The sequence below is a fragment of the Flavobacterium sp. Arc2 genome, from assembly GCF_041431385.1.
GTDB lineage: Bacteria > Bacteroidota > Bacteroidia > Flavobacteriales > Flavobacteriaceae > Flavobacterium.
The window spans coordinates 1-24,145 of sequence record NZ_JASMRH010000002.1; the positions used below are offsets into that span (position 1 = coordinate 1).

Genomic DNA, 24,145 nt, shown 5'->3' on the forward strand with positions numbered 1-24,145 from the left:
ATAATCAACTATGATTTCAGGTAATAATAACTTGATAAGTTCGCTATAGGAATCTTGCATTGAGACATATTTTATAAACACAAATATCGAAATTTAATATTTCCCCACAACATTTAGACTTGACCCCTGGTTTCCCAGTTGACTTAGCTATTCTTTTAGGTCCTGTTTTAAGTGCCATACAATTGTATTTTAGATTATTACCTTAACAAATTTACAAAAACAATGAATACTATATAGTTTAAATTTTAAGCTCAAACCCACCCTCAATAATAAATTTTTGAAGTAGGTTGTGAACTTTGATGTTTATTTTTAAATGACGCTATTGATGCGTCTTCTAGTTTTTTAAAATATTCTTTGGCTTTGATTTTATCCACTGTGATTTTTAGTTCATCAAAACGACCGTATTCATTGATATTAAGCTCATTTATACCTGTATTCATTAAACTAAGCAGCTTTGATTCCTCTAAACCAAGTACATTTGTGATTTTTTTTATTTGATCATTTTTTGCTTTGTATTGATATTCTGTGATATATTCTCTGAATGTTTTACCACTTTCTATTTGTGCCACTCCACTTTGTACATCGTGAATGAAAATATTTGCATATTTCTGTTCCTCTTGTGTTAGGAAAGCAAATGCTTTATGTAACTCATCAAGTGTGTTTTGTAATTCGGCAGCATCAACACCTTCTTTTTTAATGTTTTTTAGATACTTATCAAAGTGAGAATTCATGTAATCTGCATCAATTTTATCGGTTTTTATTTCAGTTAAATACCCTTCAATTTTAAACGGTATATCTGCTAATCCACCACCGCCACTAGAATTGAACAATTCCTTGTAACGAAGGGCTAATATTAGGTAGATACTTTCATCAAATAACATTTCCATTACTACTTTACTATTGCCTTCTCCAAATTCGAATTTCAGTTTCTTCCAATTAAAACCTTGAATTTTGGTCGCTTCTAAATAATTATTAAAGTCCTTGAATAATGATGCATAACTTACATTTTTATTCTTTTCTTACCGTTAAATCTACACTCTTTCCTTTATTAAACATTCAGATTAAGTTAACAAGTTAATTAACTATTAATTCAAATTTAAAGCCTTACATCAATTAAAATACAGTTTTTTAACCTCTAGCATGCTTACTATATTTTTTCATCAAATTAATACAGTTACCGCTTATTCCTGTTGCCATTCAGTTATTACTTCTCGTTTTGCACTTAAAAATGATTCCTTTTATTTTGTAGAATAATTAATCCCTAAATCATTTTCTATTATGAAAAAAATTACCCTTATTGCTTCGATGATCACCCTATGTGTCGGTTTTTCATCAACAGCTTTTGCACAAGTAACAGCTTCTGCACCTACTCATGCAACTGTTGTTGCTCCAATTTCCATTGCACTAGACACAGACATGAATTTTGGAAACTTAGCCGTTTCGTCTACTGCTGGTACGGTAATTTTAGCACCTGATAGTGGTCGTACTAAAACACTTGGAGCTACATTACCTGCAACACCAGGCACAGTGACTGCAGCTCAATTTACAGTAGGTGGTGAGGCTGGTTACACTTATATCATTACATTGCCTACTGAGGACTTTACTATTACTAAAGCTACAACTCTTGAAACGATGACTGTAAATGCTTTCAGCAGCACCCCAGATGCAACTACAACTCCTACAATAGGAGGTGGTTCTGAGATTATTCTTGTTGGGGCAACTTTAAACGTTGGCGCAAATCAAGTTGCCGGTTTATATGAAAACGCAACAGGTTTTGATGTGACAGTAAACTATAACTAAGACTGTTAAAAGGGTACTGCCAGTTATGCAGTGCCCTTTTTTTTATTGCTATCCCTTCTTTAAAGGCGGAATGAATGAAGCAAGACCCCATATGAAAGAGAAAACTTTACTGCTGTTGCTATTTTTTTTACCATTTTCCGGCTCCTTAATGGCGCAAGTTCCAGTCTCCATTTTGAAAAATACGGACATGAATTTTGGCACCATATCGGTTTCATCCCGTGCTGGTAGTGTCGTTTTGTCAACTTCCGGGTCAAGAACGTCTTCAGGCGGGATATTCCTGCCGGCCTTTACCGGAACTGTTTCTGCGGCTCAATTTATAGTATCAGGCGAGCCTAATTACACCTATGCAATTACGTTACCTACAGATTTCTTACTTTATGAATCTGGAGTTGGCCCTGCATCCATGATTGTTAATGCTTTTACCAGTATACCTTCTGCCACTGGTTCTTTGACAGCTGGCACAGAAACTGTCTTTGTTGGAGCGACGGTAAATGCCGGAGCCTCCCAAACTGCAGGTTCATATACCAATGCCGCTGGTCTTGAAGTGATAGTGAATTACAACTAGTACTACGAGAAGGCTGTCAGTGTTTCGCACATTTCTTTTTACTCCTTATAAACCATTGCTGTCAATACTAAAATTGAAAGCTAAAATAATCAATGACTCCCCATGAAAGAGAAAGTTTTACTATTGTTACTATTATTTTTATTCTTTAGCTGTCCGGTAATGGCGCAAGGGAATTTGATGATTTTCCCAAAACGCATCAGCTTTGACGGCATCCAAAACAGGATGCAAATTATCAACCTGTCTAATGTCGGGAAAGATACCACCACCTATAAAATGTCGTACAGCCAGATAAAAATGGATGAGGACGGCAAATTTATTTCTATCGAAGAACCGGAACCCAATCAGCGCTTTGCGTCTCCCTATCTTCGGTTTTACCCCCGCACGATTACTCTTGCTCCTAATGCATCGCAAACGGTAAAAATACAGCTGATCAAAACTAATGGACTGGAACAGGGAGAATACCGTTCCCATCTATATTTTCGTGGCGTCCCTAAAAACAAGATTTTAGAGAAAGAAGGGCTCACCCATAAGCCAGAAAACTTAAGCATCAGTATAAAGCCGGTTTTTGGAATTTCGATTGCTAATATCATTACCATCGGAGAAGCCACCACAACCGTAGCGCTATCAAATTTGGCAGTGCAACAGTCCGAAGAGGAAATTATCCTTTCCTTAGATTTTAATCGCAGCGGCAACAACTCCTGCTATGGCGACATACAGATCAACCATATTTCTGCTGCAGGAATCACCACCAGCGCAGCCACTATCAAAGGTTTTGCCGTGTACGCTCCTGGAAATTTGCGCAGAACAAAAATAAAACTCATTGCTACCTCAAATATTGATTACACCAAAGGACAGCTTAAGGTCATTTATTCCACACAAGACAAAGGCGTGAAATATGCTGAAGCTAGCCTGCGTTTATAACATCCAAAAATACATAAGCCATGTATTCCTTACAGATACGTTTATTTGTTTTACCGCCCGTCACAATAGCTCTTCCTGAAACGGATCCCTTAATTGCTGCAGTATGTCTTAATGAAGACGGTCTGTTGAAAGGCAGAATATAATGGGTGAGTGTATCCCTAAAAAACGTATTCCACTCAGCAAGTGGATTTATTACTACGGATTGTTTAGGCAAAATTCCGCTGTCCTTTTATTTCTATTCATTATCCTATTAGCATGTGTACCTTCTTCTGCCAGCGCACAAGAACCCGCCTGCGATGAAGTACTGCTGACCCTTCAGATGAAATACATGGGTAGTACTGAGCTGCCCTCGATAATCTGTGGCGGGGAAGTGTTTCTTTCGGTACCCGATATTTTTGATTTTTTAAAGATTAAAAATACCACTAATGCCAGTTACAGCAGCATTGAAGGTTTTTTTATCCAACAGAAGAACACTTTCAAAATTGATGAAAACACCAATCAGATAACCTATAAAGATCAGATAATTCTGCTGAACCCGGGCGATTTGTTCCGTACCAATACCAATTTATTCCTGAGATCCGTCTATTTTAATACGGTTTTTGAGCTCGAAAACAACTTCAGTTTTAGTAGTTTGTCCGTTTCGATGTCCTCGAAAATGGAACTTCCGGCCGTCAAGGAAGCGCGTATCGCACAGCTGCGGACCAATATCAACAAAATCAAAAACGAAGTTACTGCAGATACCACCCTAGTCAGGGACACACCCCTGTTTCATTTTGGAACAGCCAACTGGTCTGTGAATGCCAATCAGCAGGCGAATGGCTTCCGTTCTGAAAGACTGCTTTTAAATTTGGGTGGCATGCTAGCCGGAGGGGAATTGACAAGTTCCCTTAATTACGGCAGCAACCAGCCTTTTGTTTTAAAAAACCAACAGTACCGATGGCGTTATGTCAACGACGACAATAAATACATAAACCAGATTACGCTTGGAAAAATAGCGGCACCGTCAACAGCCACTATTTTGCATCCGGTTGTAGGTGGGCAAATCACCAATGCGCCCACCCGAATCAGAAAATCTTTTGGCACCTATACCTTAAGCGACCACACCCAAGCCGATTGGATGGTGGAACTCTATATAAACAATGTTTTGGTCGATTACGTAAAAGCGGATGCTGATGGCTTTTTTTCCTTTAATGTTCCGCTGATGTATGGCCGCACCGAAATTTCGCTACGGTATTACGGCCCCTGGGGTGAAGAACAGGTTTCAGGCAAAAAATTTGTGATTCCTTTTCAATTTCTTCCCAAAAAAGAATTCGAATACGTCCTGAGTTCTGGAATCATACAAGATGGCAAGAACAGTCCTTTTGCTAATGCAAAAGTAAACTACGGTCTTTCTAATTATATCACCTTAGGAGGCGGGATGGAATACGTTTCTTCTTTAAAAAATAATAAAACCATCCCGTTTTTCAATTCGTCGGTGCGTGTATCGTCTCAATTATTTATTTCGGGAGCCTACTACCCTAAAGTTATGTACAACGGATTACTGAACTATACCGCTGTCAACAACCTCCGGTTGGAGTTGAATTATACAAAGTATGACAAAAAACAACACGCCGTTCGTTTCAATTATTCCGAAATGCGCAAGGCCACCCTTTCCTACCCCATACATACCGCTCATTTTTCGGGTAATTCCCGATTGTCCGTGCAGCAAAATTTGTTTAACACCCGGAAACACACTACTGCAGAGCTTTTATTGTCCGGGTCGGCCTATGGTTTAAATTTTAATTTTACCACCAATTCCTTTTTTACCGATTCCAATAAACCGTTCCTTTACAGTAATCTGTCCACTTCTCTCCGGCTCCCTAAAGGCTTTGTTTTTATCCCTCAGCTAAGATACGAATACAACGCTGACGGCATCACTTCATTAAGAGCAGAACTAAAAAAACAAGTATTCAAGAAAGGCTTTGTTCAGGCTTCTTTTGATCGTAATTTCAAGATCGGCGGCAGTTACCTGCAAATAGGTTTTCGATATGATTTCGAGACGATAAGAACTGGATTTTCAAACAGTTTTACCAAAAACCAGGCTTCGTTTTCTCAGTCGGCTAGCGGCAGCCTGATTTATGAGCCCACAGCAGATTTTATATATTTTAACAATAAGACAAGTGTAGGAAGGGCAAGCATGAAATTCATTCCTTTTTTAGATATTAACGGCAATGGAAAACGAGATACAAACGAACCTCTAGTAATAGGCTTGCAAATTAAATTGAATGATGGCAGACAGATTAACGCCAAAGACGGAACCACAGTAATTACAGAATTAGAACCATACATAAAAAACCATGTGCAACTCAACACCACCAATATCAATACTATTGCGTGGCGGGTAATCAACAAAACGTTAAATGTCACATTAAACCCCAATCAATTAAAAATAATTGAAATACCTGTTGTTGTGGTAGGAGAAGTTGGAGGAACTGTTAGCATAAATAAGAATGGCAGACTCATTGGAACTGGTGGTTTGAAAATCAATATTTATGATAGTGACCATATTCTTACCACAACCATTCTTTCAGAACCTGACGGGTATTTTAGTTTCCTGGGGTTAAAATCGGGCAACTATTCAGCAAAAATAGATTCGCTGCAATTACAAAATTTACAAATGAAGGCAGAGCCCGCTAACGCCCCATTTGAAATTGACAACGCAGCGGATGGAGCCATCGTGGACAATATTGAATTTGTGCTGCATAAAGAAAAAATTGAAAAATCGGAAACTGAAACGATTCCGCTGAATAATCCAGGTAAAACAGCAGCTGTTCCAGTTTCTGAAAAAACAGCTGATAAAATACAACATAGTCAACAAGTTGTTTATAGAGTGCAACTGCTGTCATCTACAATACGACTCCCGCTAAACTATTTTTGGTTTAAAAATAAAAAAGAAATAGTTGAATACCAACATCATGGCGTCTACAAATATACTTGGGGCTCAAGCAGCTCACACACCGAAGCAAACAAAATTAAAAACAAGTTACGCTCAGAAGGATATTACGATGCTTTTGTAGTGTGTTTTTATGATAACAAAAGAATCAGTAGCCAAAGAAATTAACAAAAACAACACCGATACTCACTTTACAACCACTACCAAAAAATCATTATTCGAGATCTCTAAACTCAACACTTCAATTGCAGTTATTAATAAACAATAATATGAATACATTAATGGTCTATGGCATAATAATTGGAGAAATAAAAAAAACAAAGAATTCTAAAAAAACTCACTCCCACTAATAGTAACCTCACAGAGTATATATTATCACAGATTAAGGGTTCAACGCCCTTATGATAAGCTAGACTTAATCTAATAAATTAAAAAAAACATATCCAACAATTAATTAATGAAGATCAACTAGCATATCTCAACAATCGATTTTATTTAAATTGAAGTAGTGCTTATTCAAAATCAATACAATCACAGTTATATCCGTTAAACATCGATTATACTTGAATAACATTCGACTATTACTTTTGTCTTTAAATAAATCATCTAATTACCGTTTTACAAATTAAACCTTTAACTTACCCCCCTACATTTCACTACTTTTTATTTAAATAAAGCACTGTAATACAAATTTTTACATTTTTTTACTTATCTAATTAACTTCGAATAAGACCCATTAAATCTAGATACGAGCCAATGACCCCTATAAATGCAATAATCATATCCGAACAAAAAGACACTTTAATAATTTTAAAAAAATTTGAAGAAGAAAATTTTATGATTATAAAAATCATTGCTGACGCAACATCGATAACTGATGGAATCAACATAATAAAGTTGACAAAACCAGACGTCATTTTCTTAGATATTACAGTAAAAGATGATACTTTTTTTGAAATGCTCGAACAATTAGACTTTTGCATTCCAAAATTAATATTCATCTCCGACCAAGAACATTTTGCACTAAAAGCATTTAAGTACAATGCAATTGATTTTATCCTAAAACCCATCGATTTTAATACTATTATTTTAGCTGTTTACAAGGCTATCAAAAGAATTGGGATGGAGCGCTCTTATCAAAATCAAAAAATTAATGATATCAACATTTTGAACTCCTTTAATCAAACTAATGAATATTTAGCTGTTTCATCATTAGATAAAGTTGAACTGATCAACATGTCAGAAATAATTTATTGTAAAGCAGATGGAAAATACACTTATTTTATTCTGCTTAATGGAAAAAAAATATTATCTACTAGAAATTTAGGGGAATACAGTAAAATTCTAGATAATAACTACTTTTTTAGAATCCATCATTCTTACATTATTAATCTTCGACATATCGTTAACATTTCAAAGAAAGACGGTTATTTCTGTGAATTTTCAAATGGAACTGTTTTACCAGTGGCCAAAAGACGGCAGGATGATTTTAATAAATTTATAAAGCTTAAAGAATAATAAAAAAACAAACCTATCAGATTTTTGAGTTTATACTTCCAAAAATTATTTTAAAAAGTAATAATACTTATGAAAACTAAAATATTAATTTTAGAACACGACGATACTGATATTGAATTGATTCAACACGAATTGAAAAAGGGTGGGGTCAATTATACACCAAAAATAGTGCGGACAGGAAACGAATATGAAAATGCACTTCATGATTTCAAACCAGACATCATCCTTTCAAATTATATTCTCCCGTCTTTTGGCGGCATTATCGCATTTGAGTTAAAAGAAAAGCTAGCGCCACAAACGCCTTTTATTTTTGTTACCGAATCCATTGGTGAAGAAAAGGCTATTGAACTTATCAAAAACGGAGTTACCGATCTAGTGTTAAAAGAGAACCTCAGCACCTTAATTGATAAAGTGAACTGCGCACTAACAGCGGCTAAGCAGATCCTATTGAATCAATCCAAAAAAAAACGCACGGAAGAATTATGTAAAGATGAAGCCAAATTTAAGGCTTTGTTTGAAAATAGTATAGATGGAATCCTCCTTACTGTAACTGATGGGCAAATTCTAGCAGCAAACCCTGCAGCCTGTGAAATTTTTCAAAAGACCGAACAAGAAATTATTGATGCCGGAAGATACGGCATTGCAGATAATAGCGACCCTCGGTTAGAACCAATGATAAAAGAACTCCAACGCACAGGAAGGGTAACAGGAGAACTTACACTCATTCATAAAGATGGCACTAAGTTCCCTGCTGAATTAACTTCAGCAGTATATAAAGATAGTAATGGCGAAGAAAGAACGTCCATGATTATACGTGATATAACAAAACACAAACAGGCAGCCGAAAAAATTAGTAACACTACTAATTTTTTACAGCAGGCATTAAATGATCTTAATAAAACCTTAGATTTCTCACTAGATCTGATTCTCTCCTATAATGAAGATGGAAAGATTGTACGTATAAATAAAGCGTCAGAACTTATTTTGGGGTACCAAGCCGAAGAGTTAATAGGCCAAAACTATTTGAATTACATATTTCATGATGATGTTAAAGACGCAATAAATGCAGATATTGACATTAGAAGTGGCATGCCGTTAACTATGTTTGAAAACCGGTTTATACAGAAAAACGGGAGTGTTGTTTCTTTGCTCTGGTCTGCCGTATGGGATGATGAGTCCAAATTGAGCTATTATATCGGCAAAGATACTACTGAGAAAAAAAACTTAGAAAAAGCGTTTGAAATTGAAAGACAGCGGTGCTATGATTTGTATTCGCAGGCTCCTTCATGTATAGGTGTTTTAAAAGGGGCCAATCATGTCTATGAATTGGCAAATGAACTTTATTTACAATTAATCAATAAAAAAAACATCATTGGCAAGACCATAAAAGAAGTATTGCCTGAACTGGAATCACAAGGGATTTTTAAATTTTTAGATATCGTTTATCAAACGGGCGAAACCTTTTCAGCCAATGAAATGCTAGTGAAATTTGATCCACATGGAAACGGAAAACTAGTAGATACCTATTTAAATTTCATTTATCAGGCACATAGAGATACGGACAATAATATTGACGGTATTCTTTTCTTTGTCAATGATGTGACGGAGCAGGTCCTATCAAGAAAAAAAATTGAGGAGAGCCTAATGCGCTATACTTCCCTTATAGAACAAGCAAGTGATGCAATTTCTATTATTGACCCATTCAGTAAAATTATTGAAGTTAATCAGTACGCGTGTGATAAGTTAGGCTATTCCAAAGAAGAGTTTATAGCACTTTCAATTGATGATCTTTTTTTAAAAGAAGACCTTATGGCAAATCCTTTGAAAAAGGATGAATTAAAAAAAGAAAAAATTATCCGAAGCGAACGAAGATTTAAAAGAAAAGACAATACTTTAATTGAGGTGGAATTATCCGCAAAAATAATGGAAGATGGAAACACGATCCTCATTGCTCGTGATATCACCGAACAAAATCAAGCACAGCACGCCCTTAAGGAAAGTGAAAAAAAATACCGCCTTCTCTTTGAAAACAACCCGATGCCAATGTGGGTCATAGATTCAAATACGTTTAGATTCTTAGATGTAAATGAAATGGCAATCCTCCAATATGGATATAGCCGCGAGGAATTCCTTTCCATGACCGCCCTAGACATAAGACCAGAGGAAGATAAAGAGCGTTTCAGACGACAAGCTAATAAATCTTTTGAAAGTAACGGAGCAATTAATAGTGAGCAAATATGGAATCATCGGAAGAAAGACGGAACTATTATAGTAGTTGAAATCGTCGGCCAAGAAATAATATTTGAAGGATCCTCAGCACGACTTATTCTTTCGAGCAACATCAGCGAGCGCAAAATAGCAGAAGACAGTCTTCTACAAAGTGAATCCAGGTTAAAAGAAGCCCAGACAATAGCTCATTTTGGAAGTTGGGAACTTAATCTCAAAACAGGAATATTTCTATGGTCTGATGAAAAATGCTATATATATGGGCTTTCACCCGAAGATAACAAACATTCATATTCCAGCATGTTATCCTTTATCCATCCTGACGATATCAATCAAGTAATGACGACTATATTGAATGAATCACAAGGAACATTGTGCAATATTGTTTTAAATTACAGAATCGTTTTAAAAGACGGGACAATAAAACATATCGCTTCAGAATCTAAGTTTGAATTCGACCAAAACGGAAAACCGATCAAACTATTTGGTATATCAAATGATGTAACCGAAATAAAATTAGCGAAATTACAACTAGAGCAGCAAAATAAAGAACTTGCCTACCAAAACTTTGAAAAAGAATCCCGTGCAAATGAATTATTAATTGCCAATAGAGAACTTGCCTTCCAAAACTCGGAGAAAGAGGATCGTGCAAATGAATTAATAATTACCAATAGAGACCTCATCAAAACAAATATAGAGCTGGATCGTTTTGTCTACAGTGTATCCCACGATTTACGTTCACCTCTTACGTCCATCCTTGGGCTGATTTCTTTTATTGAAGAAGAAAGCGAGGAAGCAGATACTCTTGAACATGCAAACATGATTCGGAACAGTATAAATCGTCTGGATGAATTTATAAAAAAAATTCTTAGCTATTCTCGAAATAACCGCACTGGTCTGGAAATAGAACAGATTCCGTTACAGAAAACTGTTATTGATATTGCACATTCACTTCAAAGTATGAAAGAAGGAAAAGGGATTAATTTTATAATTGATATCGAGGAACAACAGCCATTTCATTCCGATAAACTCCGTTTTAACACCATACTGGTTAATCTTATTTCCAACGCAATAAAATACCACAAAGATGAAAAATCAAACAGATATATAAAAATAGTAGGTCAGTCAGACCATGAAATATTACAAATTACCATAGAAGATAACGGGATTGGGATAGCTCCAGCATATCACTCAAAAATATTCGAGATGTTTTTTCGCCTTTCTGGTACCAAGGATGGATCCGGCATAGGTTTATATATAGTGAAGGATACTCTTGGAATCCTGCAGGGTACTATAAAAATTCACTCGGAAGAAGGTGTTGGAACAGCTTTTACTATTACTTTAAAAAATTTAAAAAAATGAAAAACGAATTACATCCAAAATTTGAGAGAGTAATGATTATAGATGACAATATTATTGATCTCTATATTGCATCACGAATAATTATTAAAAATAATTTCGGAAAAAATGTGCTGAAATATTCAGCTGCACAAGAAGCCCTAAAGTTTTTGCAGGACAATCATGACAACATTTCTATTCTACCACAGATAATTTTTATAGATATATACATGCCACTTATGTCGGGATTTGAATTTTTGGAAGCCTATGATAAATTACCATCCAATTTAAAGAATTATTGCAAGACATTCATTATTTCATCAACCATCGATGATCTTGACATCGCTCGAGCAACCAGCGATAAAAATGTAGTTCGCTTCCAAGTAAAGCCTATCAATAAGGCATTTCTTGACCGTATTAAATTAGCTAATAGTTGATATTCTTAGTTTAATTCATAATTGGAAAACTCAAATATTTAAATTACAACTTTTGAATAATTTATTTTGGATTTTAAATATCTGGACTTAATAGAAATTATAACTCTCTGAAATCGAAGCAAAACATAAAAATATTATATTTTTCAAGTTGTGAGACAGATAAAAGCCTGGCCTCACCATCAGGCTTTCGTATAAATTCGGGAAAACCCTGATAGGTATCGGGGCAAGCCGAACTCGATTTTATGCTGAACTCGATTCAGTATTATTTCTTTTTTGACTTTGTTAATCCTTTTAAAAGGAGCGAAACCGTAAAACTGATAATGGCTCCTACAATTGCCAGAGTAATAGTTTTTACAACATCTTCAGAAACAATATTGGAGATTACACTCAATAAAGTCCAGGATGCAGTTCCGATTTGTAAGGCATTATTTGATTCCATCTCTAGGTAAATTTTCATTGTCTTTCCGCATTCTATTTAGGAGATCCTCTTCTGATTTCGCATCATCATCAACTGTCATTTGACTCACTGCAGAAAGCACACCTCCAGCACCTGCTAGATAACCCGCAACACTTACAACAACTGTTGGTAAAACCACCGGTGCGGCAATAACACTGCCAATTAGGGCCAATAAGACCAAACCAATACTTCGCAATACCCTGAAAAAATTCGGAGTGGGCGATTTTGTTCTTTCTACTACATTCATAATTTATCTGCTTTTATTTCAGCCCTATCATCCTGCGCGGAGTCGAAAGATTAGATTGAATCCTTATTTTCACTTCTTCGTTGCGTCCCACGGCAGCGTAGACCAATGTCGTGAGCTTTTCTTATGCTATTCGGGAGGCACTGCCCCTTCCCTATTCTAGTGTATATGGTTACGGGAGCGATACAGCCCAAAAGTTCTTTTTTGGCATCATTGGCAGGATGGATTAATATAAAATCTCGTCTTGGAACATTTTGTAAATGTATATGCCATTTGAATTTAGGACTAAACCACTTCTGCAAAACGTATTCTCCTTCGGGAATACAAGAAATCCACCTTTGGTTTTGCAACTAAGGCAACTCGATGGTATCACAAACTATAGTGCCGTTCCATTCTAAAGCTCCTTGTGTTCCCTCGGGAAAACAGGTCTTATTTAATACCAAAACCATCTTACAGACCGCTTACTTTTACCAATGCCAATGGATTTTACGCCCCATTTTTCAATGGATACATTCTACCATTTACTTCCTGATAAAACTCCACTCCCAAAGCCAAAAACAAAGGACTTACACTATTTGGAGTCACTGAATTAAAATGATTGATGGCAATTACTGGAGTGGAATGCCATGGCTGGATAGCTGTCTCTAAACTGGAAACAATGAAAGTTTCCTCCTCAAAATTAATTTCGGTTGCCGCAGAAATGATTTTATAATGAGTTGTCTCACTTGGAGTAGCAATCATATTGGCAGGAACAAAAGGATCAACGGAAGCTGAAATTTCACCAATAGCTCTATCAATTGGCCCCACAAATGGAACAAACAAAGTCCTACCTAATTTTCCAGTAATATTGAAATCAAAACCCACAAGCAATTCTACTTCGCCATCAATTACATTACGTGATCCTCTTTCGTTCACTAAATCTGCTTGGATCACTTTGACCATGGATTGGGTCAATCGACTCACCATTCTACTTTCGGCAGAATTGATAAGTAAGGTTCTAAATGCTGTTCTCAACATTTTCCCAGTCTTCCCTGCTCTACCGAATTCGGCTCCGTTTTCACGCATTCTCTGGAACGCAGGATCAGTTGCAATTCTTTTCGCAGCGAGTCCTCCTTTTTCACGGGCCAAATGCCCGTCTTTGGTTTTGTAAAAGGTAATATCCCCGATAGTACCTTTAAATTTAATTATGCCGTTCTGTCTTGCTATAATTCCTCAAATTTTAAATTAATAAATGTTTCAAATTCTTACAATGATCTTCCTGTTGCAACATGTATTGATTGATTACTAACAAAGATGAATTGAATTTCAATACGAAATTATAAGTGCTGCTCCATATGGCGGACAGCGGTAAAAATGGTAGAAATCGATCTAAATGTCAGTTGGTATTCAGAATAAACCATATACTACAACTATATGCTTTTACATATAAAACACTATGTTTGCTAAAAATCAATGCAAAAGCATATGACGATGAAGACATTAGCCAGTTTTGTAAAAGAAAAAAGGAAATGAAGTAAACCTTACCCAAGAAGCTTTTGCGGAACGCGCTGGAGTGGCACTAACTGTTGTTCGTAAAATAGAACAAGGTAAAGAAAACCTGAATCTCGAAAAGGTAAACCAAGTACTAAAAATGTTCGGACGTACCTTGGCAGCAGCCAATACAAGAGAATTATTAAAAACAGACAATCCTACACAATAAACAATAAGTTCCAATCATTTTTTTTTGATTAATTTTACTCCACTACAGTCTGACAAATAGAATTTTAGAATCAACCAAAGCCTGATCAAAGTAATAGATAAAGTATGAGAACAGAAACCAAAAGATTATGCATCTACCCGAAAGACATACAGCGCATAACTGGGAAGAGTTATCGTCAAAGCATAGACTGTTGCAAAACATCAGAAAGGAGCTTAATAAGCTCCAAAACGAATTTGTGTCAGTAGAGGAATTCTTCCAATACACCAGTCTAAAAATGGAACAGGTCGAACTTTTGATAATTGTTTAGAAATTATTTTTTAAGCTATCAAATTTTGAACGGTCAGCTATTCAAATAGTCCACTTAACCCGTTCATTTTTAGCGCCATTTTTTGTTGTTTTCTTGCATCGTTCTCGATAAAAAAGTAGTTTTATAAAGCATTTTTTAATAAAATATAGAAACGTTGCTGTAAGACATCGTAAAGTCTTCTTTTAGCATCTTTTCGCTGCAGCACTAATTTTACATAGAATTAAATATCATTTAAGAAAAATTGACTACCATTTTCATTTTTCCCTATAATTTGACGGGGGCTTTCTACCATAGTACATCACTGCTTTTATATCTCTCCTATTTTTATTTGACTACTTAAAAAGCAAATTTTAAGGCTAGAAACCACTAGTGCCAGCTTAATATTGTGGTAAAACTTCCTACTAAATGTTGAAAAAGGTCTACTTTAAGAGCTTACTTAGCTAAGAATATAATAGCACAGGAGTAAGTACTATCTTTATTAAGGAGTAGGCTATCAAGATGTCTACAATAGGCAAAATAAGGACTCTCAAATCAGCCCTACCCCCTTTATAGTATATAATATGATTCCGAATTTATCTTTAGGGCGCCTTTATATTTGCGGGCATCAGTTTGTCCAATTGCCGTTCTAGTCCCTTCCTTACAGACAGATGCGCCAAGGCCAGGTAAAATGCAATGCACCGATACATTATCAAATATTGGCCCCAAGTGTGCAAAACGGCACTCATACCAATTTGGAATTCTTTCTTTCTTTCTTTCTTTCTTTCTTTCTTTCTTTCTTTCTTTCTTTCTTTGTTTCTGCCAAAACTGCTTAAAGTAGCCCAAGCCGACTCAAAAAAGATATCATAAACCGCTAATTATATAATATTAAAAACAATTGTATAACATTCTCTATGTAAAGTTTTGTATCTTTAAAGTAATGGTAAAGAACCGTTGTCTATCAAAAGTGAAGAAATTTAACGACCGCTTACTAGAAGTAAAGCAGAGCTATAAAACATTTTAAATTTACGTAACTTGAATGAGTATAATCATAAAAGAAAAATAATGAAAACTAAAATGCAATTAGAACAAAGCATCATAAAGATTACTACTACAATTAAACAAGAATATCCAGAGCTATCAAAATTTATTATTGAAATGCCCGATAACAATTCGGAGAGTGAGGAAGTAACCATCAAAAGCCTTGAAGAGTACTATGATTCTTTAGAAGATCTTCTGAATAAATATGCAAAAACGCATAATGAAACGGAAATCAAAGAAATTCCTAAAACACCTGAATATGCAGACTTACAAATCTATCCGCCTTCTGAAGATATTTATCAACAATTAAAGGAAGAAAAGGATTTGAATCCAGAAGATATTACAAAAAAGAAAGCACCAAACGAAAAGGAACGAACTTGGAACGAAAAGGACTTTAAACATGTAAAAACAGGTGCTGATTTAGATGTTCCAGGTTCAGAGCTAGACGACCAACAAGAAAATGTGGGAAGCGAAGACGAAGAAAACAATTATTACAGTCTCGGCGGAGACAACCATAATGATTTAGACGAAGACAAAGAATAATATATAAAATAAAACAATTATGAAAATTCAATTCAACACAGACAAAACAATCTCTGGTGACGAAAATCAAGAAGACTATTTTACGTCCTTGATCGCCGAAAAGCTAAACCGATTCCAATCCCATATCACCCGAATAGAAGTGCATTTATCAGACGAAAATGGGAAAAAAGAAGGATATAATGATATACAATGCATACTGGAAGCTAGAATAGAAGGCAGAGATCCAATAGCGGTTACCTGTGACGCCGATACTGCCAAAAATGCTGTGTCAGGTGCCATAGATAAACTAAAAACATCTCTAGAGACCATTCTTGGAAGGATACAAAATCATGAAAGATAAAATTAGGTGAACACATATAGGAAATAGAGCACTCGATTGAAAAGAATTGGCGAACTTTCTAGCGAGAGCTTTGCTATGTAAAAACTGTAATTTATATAAAAAGAAAAAATGCACTATGAATATTTACGACTCATAGTGTTAGGATTAGCGTAAATTCTTTGAAGTACATTTTAGCACTAGACAATTCTGCTAAACGTATCCTCCTTATTGATCATTATGCACTAGCAATTTTTAGTGCTTATTTAAGCTTATCCCATCCTAACTAAAAATAACAGCAAAGGATTTATCAAAGAGCTGTTTGTAAAGTGCGAGAGTATCCTCACGATTTTGCGTGAACGCATAAAATCGCTTGTGAATCAGTTCCCTTATTTAGGCACGAGTAATTCTATAAAAGTCCCTCTAAAAAAAAACGGAAAAATGGCCTGCTTTTTAAATTCGTAGTTAAAAGAATAATAACTGAATGAATCACAACGATTACCACTGCAATCCTATGCCCCTTTTATAAGATGCAAAGAATTACTTCTATGGATTCTAATAATCCTATATGAATTAAAAAAAACAGGTAAAAAAAGAAATACCATTAGACACTCTAAGTAACCATTTTGTATCCCTCATCATTCATCCAAAAAACTAGAGGTTGCGATGCACACACCTTCTCAAGGTGTCAAACTGTCTAAAAACCTAAATCAAGTCTCTAAGAGTTGCATATTTGATATTTTCTTTAAGAAGGGTGTCCGAAAATAAAAAATAAATAAACAGGTTTTTAGAAGAACTGAAGTCGGCAATAAGTGTAAAAAAAGGGACAAAGCAACAGATTAATGAAAAATTATACCGTGAGTCTCAAATAAGAATAAAAAAAAAGCACAGCGACCGTGTTAAAAAAATAGATTAAACAGTTTATAAAAATGAGTAATTCTACAAAAAAATAAGTTTATGGTCGGCAGTTGGAATTGGCATTGGAACCATGATTGGTGCGGGAACATTTGCCCTTATGGGACAGGCCAGAGCAATTGCAGGAAAAGCGGTTTACATCTCATTCATTTCAAGAGGCCTTGAAGCTGCAATTAGTGGGTACTCCTTAGTAAATTTACAAGTCCCTCTAAATTAGAGGCTATTAAAGCTAAATTCTATTTATTTAAAGGAATCTGAACAAGCAAATAAGACGGATATTAATTTTATAAAGAGGAATAACATTGAAAAGGAAAGCATCACCTTTAGTCAATCACGGAATATAAAAAACTAATCCAAACAATGTCTTTAATTCATAGTATCTAAAAATTATATCGGAAATCCTGTCCAATTCCCTACTCTTTTGTTTCTTTTTGCTGTCTTTAATCTAACAAGGAAACCATTGGAACCATAGCCTTTCGGGAGTGAACTCTTTCGAAAACGATTACCACGCCAAATTAGTATGTGGCACTACTGAGGGAAATCAGCAGACACCTAAAAAGCTTGATACAACTATTTCATTCGAAACAATTCTTTTAAATACACCTATCAAACAACAACTAAAAAAAAACCTTACCAGACAATACTTCACCTCAATTATTCTATCTTTAGATTCAAAATATATACCTGCTTGAAAGAAAAACTCAAACAACTAGAATTATTTCTAAAAAGTTCCAGCTTTGACCGAGGAATTCGGATTGGATTTGGGATTGCTGTACCCCTTGCAGTGCTGCATCTTTTAGGGTATTTTGAATATGCTCCAGCTGTTGTTGTCGGTGCTTTTTTAAATGCGCCAGGCGACATTCCGGGCAGCACTAAACGTAAAGTCAATGCCATTTTAGTCAGTATTGGATTAACGATGGTTATTACAGCTATAATTCTATTTTCAAAACCTTTCCTACCCCTTTTATTGTTGGCAATTACAGTCATTACGTTTGTTGTGTCGCTGCTTTCGGTTTATGGTTTTAGAGCGTCTTTAGTATCCTTTTCTGGCTTGTTGGCAATGATAATAGCAATTGCCATTCAAAAAGAAACAGCGTATGATATTTTAGTTCAAGTTGCCTTAATGGGAGTTGGAGGTCTTTGGTATTTGGTTGTATCCTTTGTTTTTCAAAAACTTGCGCCTATAAAAGATCAGAATCAGCTATTGTCAGATACGCTTCTCCTTATTGGTGAATACCTAAAAATACGAGCCAAATTATTAACAAAGAAAAGCAAGCGTGACGAACACCTTAAACAAAGCTTCGTCCTGCAACATCAAATCAACGAAAAGCAGGAAACACTCCGAGAAACACTGCTTACCATACGCAAACGTTCTGGACGTTCGCATTATGAAGAAAAGCAACTATTAATCTTACTCTCTTCTATTAATATCTTCGAATTGATAGAAGCAAAACATTTGGATTATAAAATGATCGATACTATTTTTGGCAAGCGTAAAGAATTTCTAAATGCTTCAAAAAATCTGAGCAATATCATGGGCAACCACCTCATCCGTTTGTCTGAATTATTGATTCAAAATGATAAAATACCAAATAAAGATATTCTATTAAGTGCATTAGCAGAAGCCAACGAATCTATCAAAAATTACGTCGATACCGTCAAATTACCTGAAGCGCGTGAAGGTGCTTTAGTATTGAGAAATCTATACGATTACCAAGAGCAACTGCTACAAGAAATCAGAGTTATTAGACGTGTAATGGCCAATGTCAAAGAGGCTTCCAAAGTATCCCTAAAAAGACAAGATTCGAGTCAGTTTTTAACGCTCCAGGAATACAGACTGAATGTCCTTGTTCAAAATTTCAGTTTGGATTCCACCATGTTTAGACATTCATTGCGCCTAACCATTGCGATAGTATTTGCCTATCTGTTAGGCTTTCTTTTTGACATCCAAAACACCTATTGGATTTTGCTGACCGTCATTGTTATTATGCGACCTAGCTATGGTCTAACCAAAGAGCGATCGAAAGATCGTATCATCGGCACACTCATTGGTGCGGCTATTGCTGTTGGTATTGTGCTGCTTACTCAAAATGTAGTGGTTTATGCCGTATTGGCATTTGTTTCATTGGTATTCGCATTTGCATTGATTCAGCAGAATTATAAGTTTGCCGCCGCATTGATCACCATTAGTATCATCTTTGTGTATTCCTTCATCAATCCTAATGCCTTTGAAGTGATTCAGTACCGCGTCATCGACACTATCATTGGAGCCACTATCGCTGTCGTTGCCAATTATATACTTTTGCCAAGTTGGGAAGCCAATAATCTAAAACAGGTACTTCTGAACGCTTTAAAAATGAACAAAGAATATCTTTTAGCAACACAAGAGTTGTATCAATATCCTTCTAAACACAAACTCTCCTATAGTTTAGCAAGGAAAGAAGCATTTCTTGCCATCAGTAATTTAAATACTGCCTTCCAGCGATTGACCCAAGACCCAAAATCGAAACAGAAAGAATTTCAACTCATTTATGAAATTGTGACGCTTAACCAGACGATGGTTTCTGCCATTGCGTCCATCGGTAATTTTATCAGTAATCATCAAACCACTCCTGCTTCTATAGAATTTAATATACTCATCAAAAAGATTTCCAATACCCTACAAATGTCGTTCGATAGTTTAGATGATACGCAAATAGAGAAAAAAGTCACTAAAGAAACTGCTGAAGATGCAGAGGAAAAGTTGTTGGGTAAATACCAGCAATTATCAAATTTGCGAGATGAAAATATCAGACTAGGCCACACCGAATTAGATACAGAAACGCTTCATGGCCTTCAGGAAGCTTATTTGATTGCCAATCACATGACCTGGTTAAAATCCCTTTCAGAAAACCTACAAAAGGCAACGGAACGTTATCGTTCAGCTATTGTAGAGGACTAGTAGCAATTTTATTGGGTTTTAGTCAATAACCCCAAAGTGATTTTGAGTACTACCACAGCACTTACTCACGAACTGAATTTGGCACTTGTCAATATCATCTTTTATCTACTTTAGTACCATATTCAGTCCTCACCCTATTTGATAACTTAAATTGCCTAAAGACGAAAAAATAAATAACTCATTAATTATTAAGTAGTTACCTCTTATAACTGCCGCTTTCTACTATTTGGTTTATCCTATTCCGGAATTCGAACTTCCTTTTAATTGAATATGAATTGTTTTTCTTTACAGTTAACCTCTTCATTGCCTCCATTAAGGTTGCCTCTTTTGTTTTCTGACAAACCCAATTCATTTTAGAATCAATTCGACACAACCGCCAATAAGATAGCAACGTAATGACAAACAGCAGCTGCGAGCACAAAAAAATGCCAGACAGCATGGTTGTAAGGATATTTCTTCCATAAGTAAAAAACAACACCCATAAGGTAAAGTGCGGCTCCAATTAGAATCATTGTGAGGATATTAGAAGGAATACTCTCAAAGAATGTCCGTCCGCCAACAACCATAATACAGCCCATTCCTATGTAAATTAGCGTTGAAAAAACCTTCCACTTTCCTATAAAAAAAATCTTGTAGATTATTCCTAATACTGTGAGGCCCCATAAAACCGATAGCAAGGTTGTACCAAAAGAATTAGGCATATACATAAGTAAAAACGGAGTGTAAGTACCCGCTATCAAGAAATAAATACTGATGTGATCAAGAATTTCAAGTGTGCGTTTTGCCTGAGCATGCTGGATTCCGTGGTAGAGTGTAGAAAAAGTAAAAAGTTGTAAAAAACAAAAGCCATATATAGCCGCGCCAATAATGCCAGAAGTGTTATCACTTTTAATGGCAAACGCTATTAGGATAGGAATACTTACAATACCAAAAATAATTCCAAAACCATGTACGATACTGTTTACGAGTTCTTGCCTAATTTGTATATTTGAATTCTGAGTTCGCATAAAATTGATTTGATAAGGGGTATTGTTCTAGTCCTTTTTTGTAAAATTACTCAAATCTATTCCTAACTTAGTTCTATTGGCTATATAATTTACCATTTTATTACTATCTATTTTACTTCCACGAGGTCCTCATCTTGCGACAGCTTCTAAGAAAATCTTGCATATAGTACGTCTATAGGTATGTTGTTTTTAAAAACGAATACATCTCTCTATTGAAAAACCTAAAATGACCAGAGTCATAGTAAAAAAATTTCATCACTGGATCAATACGGTTCATTCTCTTAACACTATCGCCTTGACTCTTGAATTAGAAAAAAACTGGAGTAATTAAAATTTATAATAATATAGGTATACGCATCTGAACTTTAGTCGTAGACCTGTTCTTTTTTAGACAAGAAATAGCAAGAAAGTTAATGGAATACAATTTGATTCTATTTGATTCTATTTTTTTGTTGTTGAAACTGGATTGGAAAATAAACCAGCAAATACCAAAATTTATTATCAAGTGAAGAGAGTCTCCACTCACAAACAGATTGCTAGAAATGAGAAAAGCATAAACCATTTTCACAAGTAACCCTGCGTCGTATTCATTTTTACCGCCCCCAATTTTCTTGTTATGGTAATTATGTAACTATTCCCCGTAATTGTGTAATAGCATTAACAGATTTAGTTTGTATCTTCACTAAAATCGCATTAAAGTCATACATGAAATTGTAGCGTATCCATTTAGAGCAATCAAATTGATGTATTCTTTTGGAAATGATTTCAAAACGGTTGCGGAATATTTCCGCAGACTATGTAATTAAATACGAGTCAATATTTCCATACAAACAGTTAATCCAAACACAAACAAGACAGTGAAGTCATTCAAAAAAATGACAGAGAAAACAGTTGATGCTAAAGTGGCGAAATCCCATCTAGCTTATGCCAACTGGAAAGAAACGAACTACCAGCAACGGGCTTATTTGCTAAGTAAAGTAGCTAAACTCATGCGAATCAATAAATCTGAACTTGCAAAAACTATCACCTTAGAAATGGGTAAACTCTTTTCCGAAGCGGAAGGAGAAATCGACTTGAGTGCTGATATGATTGATTACTATGCCGATAACGAAGAAGGTTTTCTTGCCGATAAAGTACTTGATCTTGAATATGGAGAAGCAATAATTCGAAATAGTCCAATTGGTGTATTGCTAGGTGTGATGCCTTGGAATTCCCCTTATTATCAAGTAGCTCTCTTTACGGCTCCCAATATTATGGTGGGCAATACCATACTGCTTAAGCATCCCTCCATAGTTCCTCAATGTGCTGCTGCTATTGAATTAGATAAAACTGAAGTTAAATTGTTACCTGAAGCGGTAACTTATAGCACGATTTGTAAAAAAACTACTATAGAGCACATTAAAATCCATTTTAGACACACCGTTAACTTCACAAAATCAGCATATTAGCAATTAATATTAGAATAATCGTTATATTTGATAAGGATAATAAAATGCCATTTTTCAGACCCATTTACTACTGTCAGTCTGGAACGGTCCCAATTTATCAGACTTACTTACAAGTTATAGTCAATAGTAATACGAGAGCAGCATTCAATTTGGTAACCTAATATTAAATATGTAACTCCATTGCTACTAAATAGATAGTAAGTATAATTTAGATAGTTTGTATATTTTTCTCTCTATCCTCAAAGAAAGAAAATGAATTAACCTCATGAAAATAAAACAATGTAAATAATTATTTAATAACTAATAAATCAAAACTATATGAATTTACTTACTAAAGACATGATGCCAGAATTATTAAGTGTCAATGAAGGAACCTGCATATCATTATATATGCCAACGCATCGTACTCACCCTGACAATCTTGGGGATCCGATACTATTTAAAAACCTTTTAAAAAAGTTAAAACAATCCCTACTCCAAAAACATTCAGAGTCAGAAGTTACAACACTCCTGGAGCCATTTGTAGCGCTTGAAAGTAATAAAGAATTTTGGAGACATACGTTAGAGGGACTGGCTGTGCTTGGTACAGTTGATATGTTCAAAACCATAAGCTTACCAGTATCAATAGAAGAATTAACCGTTGTTGCTAATAGCTTTCATACAAAACCGCTCCGCAGATATTTACAGTCGGTGGAGCGTTACAATGTGTTAGGTTTAAACCTACATGATTATCAAATTTATGAAGGAAACAGGCATTCGCTCACAGAACTGGAGCTTCCCTCAGACATTCCAAAAAATATAAATGAAGCATTGGGTTATGATTTAACCGATAAGCATACCACTGTTGCATCTTATGGTGGTGTAGGGAATCAAACCAGTGACATGCATCACGGCCAAGGTGGAAAATCAGATGAAGCGGATATCGATACCGAAAAGTTTTTTCGCTTTGTCGCAAAAACGATTAATGACAACTATTCCAGTGCTTCTGGTTTGCCACTTATACTGGCTGCATTACCAGAGCACCAGCATCTTTTTCATAAGGTAAGCAACAATCTCTCACTACTTCCAAACGGAATTAATGTAAATCCAAAGTCTATAGAACTCGATGAGCTGGTGAAAGGTGCCTGGGGAGTTATGGAGCCCTATTATAATAACACCATCGACAAAATTTGTGATGACTACCACCAAGCAAAATCACAGGGTACAGGAAGTGATAATATAAGCGAAGTAGCTACGGCAGCAGCAGCAGGCAAAGTAGATACCCTATTGATTGAAGCCGCACTCCAAATTCCGGGCATGATAATAAACGACGCAGGCAGTATTGAAAAAGGCGATTTAGCTAATCCTGAAGTGGATGATTTACTGGATGACTTGGGCGAACTGGTAACAAAAATGGGCGGCAAAGTGATGATTATTCCACATGAAAAAATGCCTACAAAAACAGGGATTGCCGGTCTGTTTCGTTATTAAAAATCAAGCAAATAATGATAATTCAAACAACTAAAAAATACTAG

General features: G+C 35.5%; 19 protein-coding genes and 2 pseudogenes. 14 read left to right on the top strand and 7 right to left on the bottom strand.

Going from position 1 to position 24,145, the window contains the following annotated elements; all coding sequences use genetic code 11:
• Window positions 1-263: 263 nt before the first annotated feature.
• Window positions 264-995: pseudogene (locus tag QO182_RS01300) on the bottom strand (hypothetical protein); the annotation flags it as partial.
• A gap of 283 nt (window positions 996-1,278) precedes the next feature.
• Between QO182_RS01300 and QO182_RS01305 the strand changes: the two are divergent.
• The 3 genes from QO182_RS01305 (at window position 1,279) to QO182_RS01315 (ending at window position 3,286) form a co-directional block, all read left to right on the top strand.
• On the top strand, window positions 1,279-1,800 hold the full coding sequence (locus tag QO182_RS01305) for a DUF4402 domain-containing protein (RefSeq protein WP_371542848.1): 522 nt from the start codon (window positions 1,279-1,281) through the stop codon (window positions 1,798-1,800).
• A gap of 148 nt (window positions 1,801-1,948) precedes the next feature.
• Window positions 1,949-2,365: a DUF4402 domain-containing protein gene (locus QO182_RS01310; protein ID WP_371542851.1), complete on the top strand. Its 417-nt coding sequence runs from the start codon at window positions 1,949-1,951 to the stop codon at window positions 2,363-2,365.
• Between the two features lie 102 nt (window positions 2,366-2,467).
• Window positions 2,468-3,286: a molecular chaperone gene (locus tag QO182_RS01315; protein ID WP_371542853.1), complete on the top strand. Its 819-nt coding sequence runs from the start codon at window positions 2,468-2,470 to the stop codon at window positions 3,284-3,286.
• On the opposite strand, the gene QO182_RS01320 is transcribed toward QO182_RS01315, so the two are convergent.
• Window positions 3,270-3,500, bottom strand: coding sequence for a hypothetical protein (locus tag QO182_RS01320; protein ID WP_371559561.1), 231 nt, complete (start codon window positions 3,498-3,500; stop codon window positions 3,270-3,272). The genes QO182_RS01315 and QO182_RS01320 overlap by 17 nt on opposite strands.
• Before the next feature lie 114 nt (window positions 3,501-3,614).
• Between QO182_RS01320 and QO182_RS01325 the strand changes: the two genes are divergently transcribed.
• The 4 genes from QO182_RS01325 to QO182_RS01340 all read left to right on the top strand — a co-directional run bounded on the left by QO182_RS01325 (window position 3,615) and on the right by QO182_RS01340 (window position 11,737).
• The gene (locus QO182_RS01325; RefSeq protein ID WP_371559562.1) at window positions 3,615-6,386 is read left to right on the top strand and encodes a hypothetical protein; all 2,772 of its coding nucleotides are present in this window, start codon (window positions 3,615-3,617) and stop codon (window positions 6,384-6,386) included.
• Between the two features lie 588 nt (window positions 6,387-6,974).
• Window positions 6,975-7,736: a LytR/AlgR family response regulator transcription factor gene (locus tag QO182_RS01330; protein WP_371559563.1), complete on the top strand. Its 762-nt coding sequence runs from the start codon at window positions 6,975-6,977 to the stop codon at window positions 7,734-7,736.
• A gap of 69 nt (window positions 7,737-7,805) precedes the next feature.
• The gene (locus QO182_RS01335) at window positions 7,806-11,324 is read left to right on the top strand and encodes a PAS domain S-box protein (protein ID WP_371559566.1); all 3,519 of its coding nucleotides are present in this window, start codon (window positions 7,806-7,808) and stop codon (window positions 11,322-11,324) included.
• Window positions 11,321-11,737, top strand: coding sequence for a two-component system response regulator (locus QO182_RS01340; protein WP_371542866.1), 417 nt, complete (start codon window positions 11,321-11,323; stop codon window positions 11,735-11,737). The genes QO182_RS01335 and QO182_RS01340 overlap by 4 nt, the downstream gene beginning before the upstream one ends.
• Window positions 11,738-11,999: 262 nt before the next feature.
• Here QO182_RS01340 and QO182_RS01345 read toward each other — a convergent pair whose 3' ends face one another.
• The 4 genes from QO182_RS01345 to QO182_RS01360 all read right to left on the bottom strand — a co-directional run bounded on the left by QO182_RS01345 (window position 12,000) and on the right by QO182_RS01360 (window position 13,644).
• Window positions 12,000-12,176, bottom strand: a complete 177-nt coding sequence (locus QO182_RS01345) for a hypothetical protein (protein ID WP_371542868.1) — start codon at window positions 12,174-12,176, stop codon at window positions 12,000-12,002.
• Window positions 12,163-12,441 carry a hypothetical protein gene (locus tag QO182_RS01350; protein WP_371542871.1) on the bottom strand — a complete coding sequence of 93 codons (279 nt, stop codon included), beginning with the start codon at window positions 12,439-12,441 and terminating at the stop codon, window positions 12,163-12,165. Before QO182_RS01350 ends, QO182_RS01345 begins: the two co-directional genes overlap by 14 nt.
• Before the next feature lie 50 nt (window positions 12,442-12,491).
• Complete coding sequence (locus QO182_RS01355) at window positions 12,492-12,788, bottom strand: DUF5675 family protein (RefSeq protein ID WP_371559569.1); 297 nt, start codon at window positions 12,786-12,788, stop codon at window positions 12,492-12,494.
• A gap of 136 nt (window positions 12,789-12,924) precedes the next feature.
• On the bottom strand, window positions 12,925-13,644 hold the full coding sequence (locus tag QO182_RS01360) for a hypothetical protein (RefSeq protein WP_371559740.1): 720 nt from the start codon (window positions 13,642-13,644) through the stop codon (window positions 12,925-12,927).
• Window positions 13,645-13,908: 264 nt separating this feature from the next.
• Here QO182_RS01360 and QO182_RS01365 point away from each other — a divergent pair.
• The 5 genes and pseudogenes from QO182_RS01365 to QO182_RS01385 all read left to right on the top strand — a co-directional run bounded on the left by QO182_RS01365 (window position 13,909) and on the right by QO182_RS01385 (window position 20,176).
• A pseudogene (locus QO182_RS01365) lies at window positions 13,909-14,137 on the top strand (helix-turn-helix domain-containing protein).
• Window positions 14,138-15,485: 1,348 nt separating this feature from the next.
• Window positions 15,486-16,004: a hypothetical protein gene (locus QO182_RS01370; RefSeq protein ID WP_371542879.1), complete on the top strand. Its 519-nt coding sequence runs from the start codon at window positions 15,486-15,488 to the stop codon at window positions 16,002-16,004.
• 19 nt (window positions 16,005-16,023) lie between these two features.
• Window positions 16,024-16,344: an HPF/RaiA family ribosome-associated protein gene (locus QO182_RS01375; protein WP_371542881.1), complete on the top strand. Its 321-nt coding sequence runs from the start codon at window positions 16,024-16,026 to the stop codon at window positions 16,342-16,344.
• A gap of 964 nt (window positions 16,345-17,308) precedes the next feature.
• Window positions 17,309-17,452 carry a hypothetical protein gene (locus QO182_RS01380; RefSeq protein ID WP_371559572.1) on the top strand — a complete coding sequence of 48 codons (144 nt, stop codon included), beginning with the start codon at window positions 17,309-17,311 and terminating at the stop codon, window positions 17,450-17,452.
• A gap of 471 nt (window positions 17,453-17,923) precedes the next feature.
• The gene (locus tag QO182_RS01385; protein WP_371559573.1) at window positions 17,924-20,176 is read left to right on the top strand and encodes an FUSC family membrane protein; all 2,253 of its coding nucleotides are present in this window, start codon (window positions 17,924-17,926) and stop codon (window positions 20,174-20,176) included.
• Between the two features lie 359 nt (window positions 20,177-20,535).
• Here the strand turns inward: QO182_RS01385 and QO182_RS01390 are convergent, their stop codons facing one another.
• Window positions 20,536-21,183, bottom strand: coding sequence for a hemolysin III family protein (locus QO182_RS01390; RefSeq protein ID WP_371559576.1), 648 nt, complete (start codon window positions 21,181-21,183; stop codon window positions 20,536-20,538).
• Between the two features lie 824 nt (window positions 21,184-22,007).
• Here QO182_RS01390 and QO182_RS01395 point away from each other — a divergent pair.
• Window positions 22,008-22,631 (top strand): aldehyde dehydrogenase family protein, encoded by a 624-nt coding sequence (locus tag QO182_RS01395; RefSeq protein ID WP_371559742.1) that lies wholly within the window; start codon window positions 22,008-22,010, stop codon window positions 22,629-22,631.
• Window positions 22,632-22,949: 318 nt separating this feature from the next.
• Window positions 22,950-24,101, top strand: a complete 1,152-nt coding sequence (locus tag QO182_RS01400; protein ID WP_371559579.1) for a hypothetical protein — start codon at window positions 22,950-22,952, stop codon at window positions 24,099-24,101.
• The last annotated feature ends 44 nt before the right edge of the window (window positions 24,102-24,145 follow it).

Coding starts and splice junctions, on each gene's coding strand:
- QO182_RS01305 (WP_371542848.1), top strand. CDS start 1,279: ATGAAAAAAATTACCCTTATTGCTTCGATGATCACCCTATGTGTCGGT.
- QO182_RS01340 (WP_371542866.1), top strand. CDS start 11,321: ATGAAAAACGAATTACATCCAAAATTTGAGAGAGTAATGATTATAGAT.
- QO182_RS01390 (WP_371559576.1), bottom strand. CDS start 21,183: ATGCGAACTCAGAATTCAAATATACAAATTAGGCAAGAACTCGTAAAC.
- QO182_RS01325 (WP_371559562.1), top strand. CDS start 3,615: ATGGGTAGTACTGAGCTGCCCTCGATAATCTGTGGCGGGGAAGTGTTT.
- QO182_RS01375 (WP_371542881.1), top strand. CDS start 16,024: ATGAAAATTCAATTCAACACAGACAAAACAATCTCTGGTGACGAAAAT.
- QO182_RS01330 (WP_371559563.1), top strand. CDS start 6,975: ATGACCCCTATAAATGCAATAATCATATCCGAACAAAAAGACACTTTA.
- QO182_RS01345 (WP_371542868.1), bottom strand. CDS start 12,176: ATGGAATCAAATAATGCCTTACAAATCGGAACTGCATCCTGGACTTTA.
- QO182_RS01350 (WP_371542871.1), bottom strand. CDS start 12,441: ATGAATGTAGTAGAAAGAACAAAATCGCCCACTCCGAATTTTTTCAGG.
- QO182_RS01370 (WP_371542879.1), top strand. CDS start 15,486: ATGAAAACTAAAATGCAATTAGAACAAAGCATCATAAAGATTACTACT.
- QO182_RS01310 (WP_371542851.1), top strand. CDS start 1,949: ATGGCGCAAGTTCCAGTCTCCATTTTGAAAAATACGGACATGAATTTT.
- QO182_RS01335 (WP_371559566.1), top strand. CDS start 7,806: ATGAAAACTAAAATATTAATTTTAGAACACGACGATACTGATATTGAA.
- QO182_RS01380 (WP_371559572.1), top strand. CDS start 17,309: ATGATTGGTGCGGGAACATTTGCCCTTATGGGACAGGCCAGAGCAATT.
- QO182_RS01400 (WP_371559579.1), top strand. CDS start 22,950: ATGAATTTACTTACTAAAGACATGATGCCAGAATTATTAAGTGTCAAT.
- QO182_RS01315 (WP_371542853.1), top strand. CDS start 2,468: ATGAAAGAGAAAGTTTTACTATTGTTACTATTATTTTTATTCTTTAGC.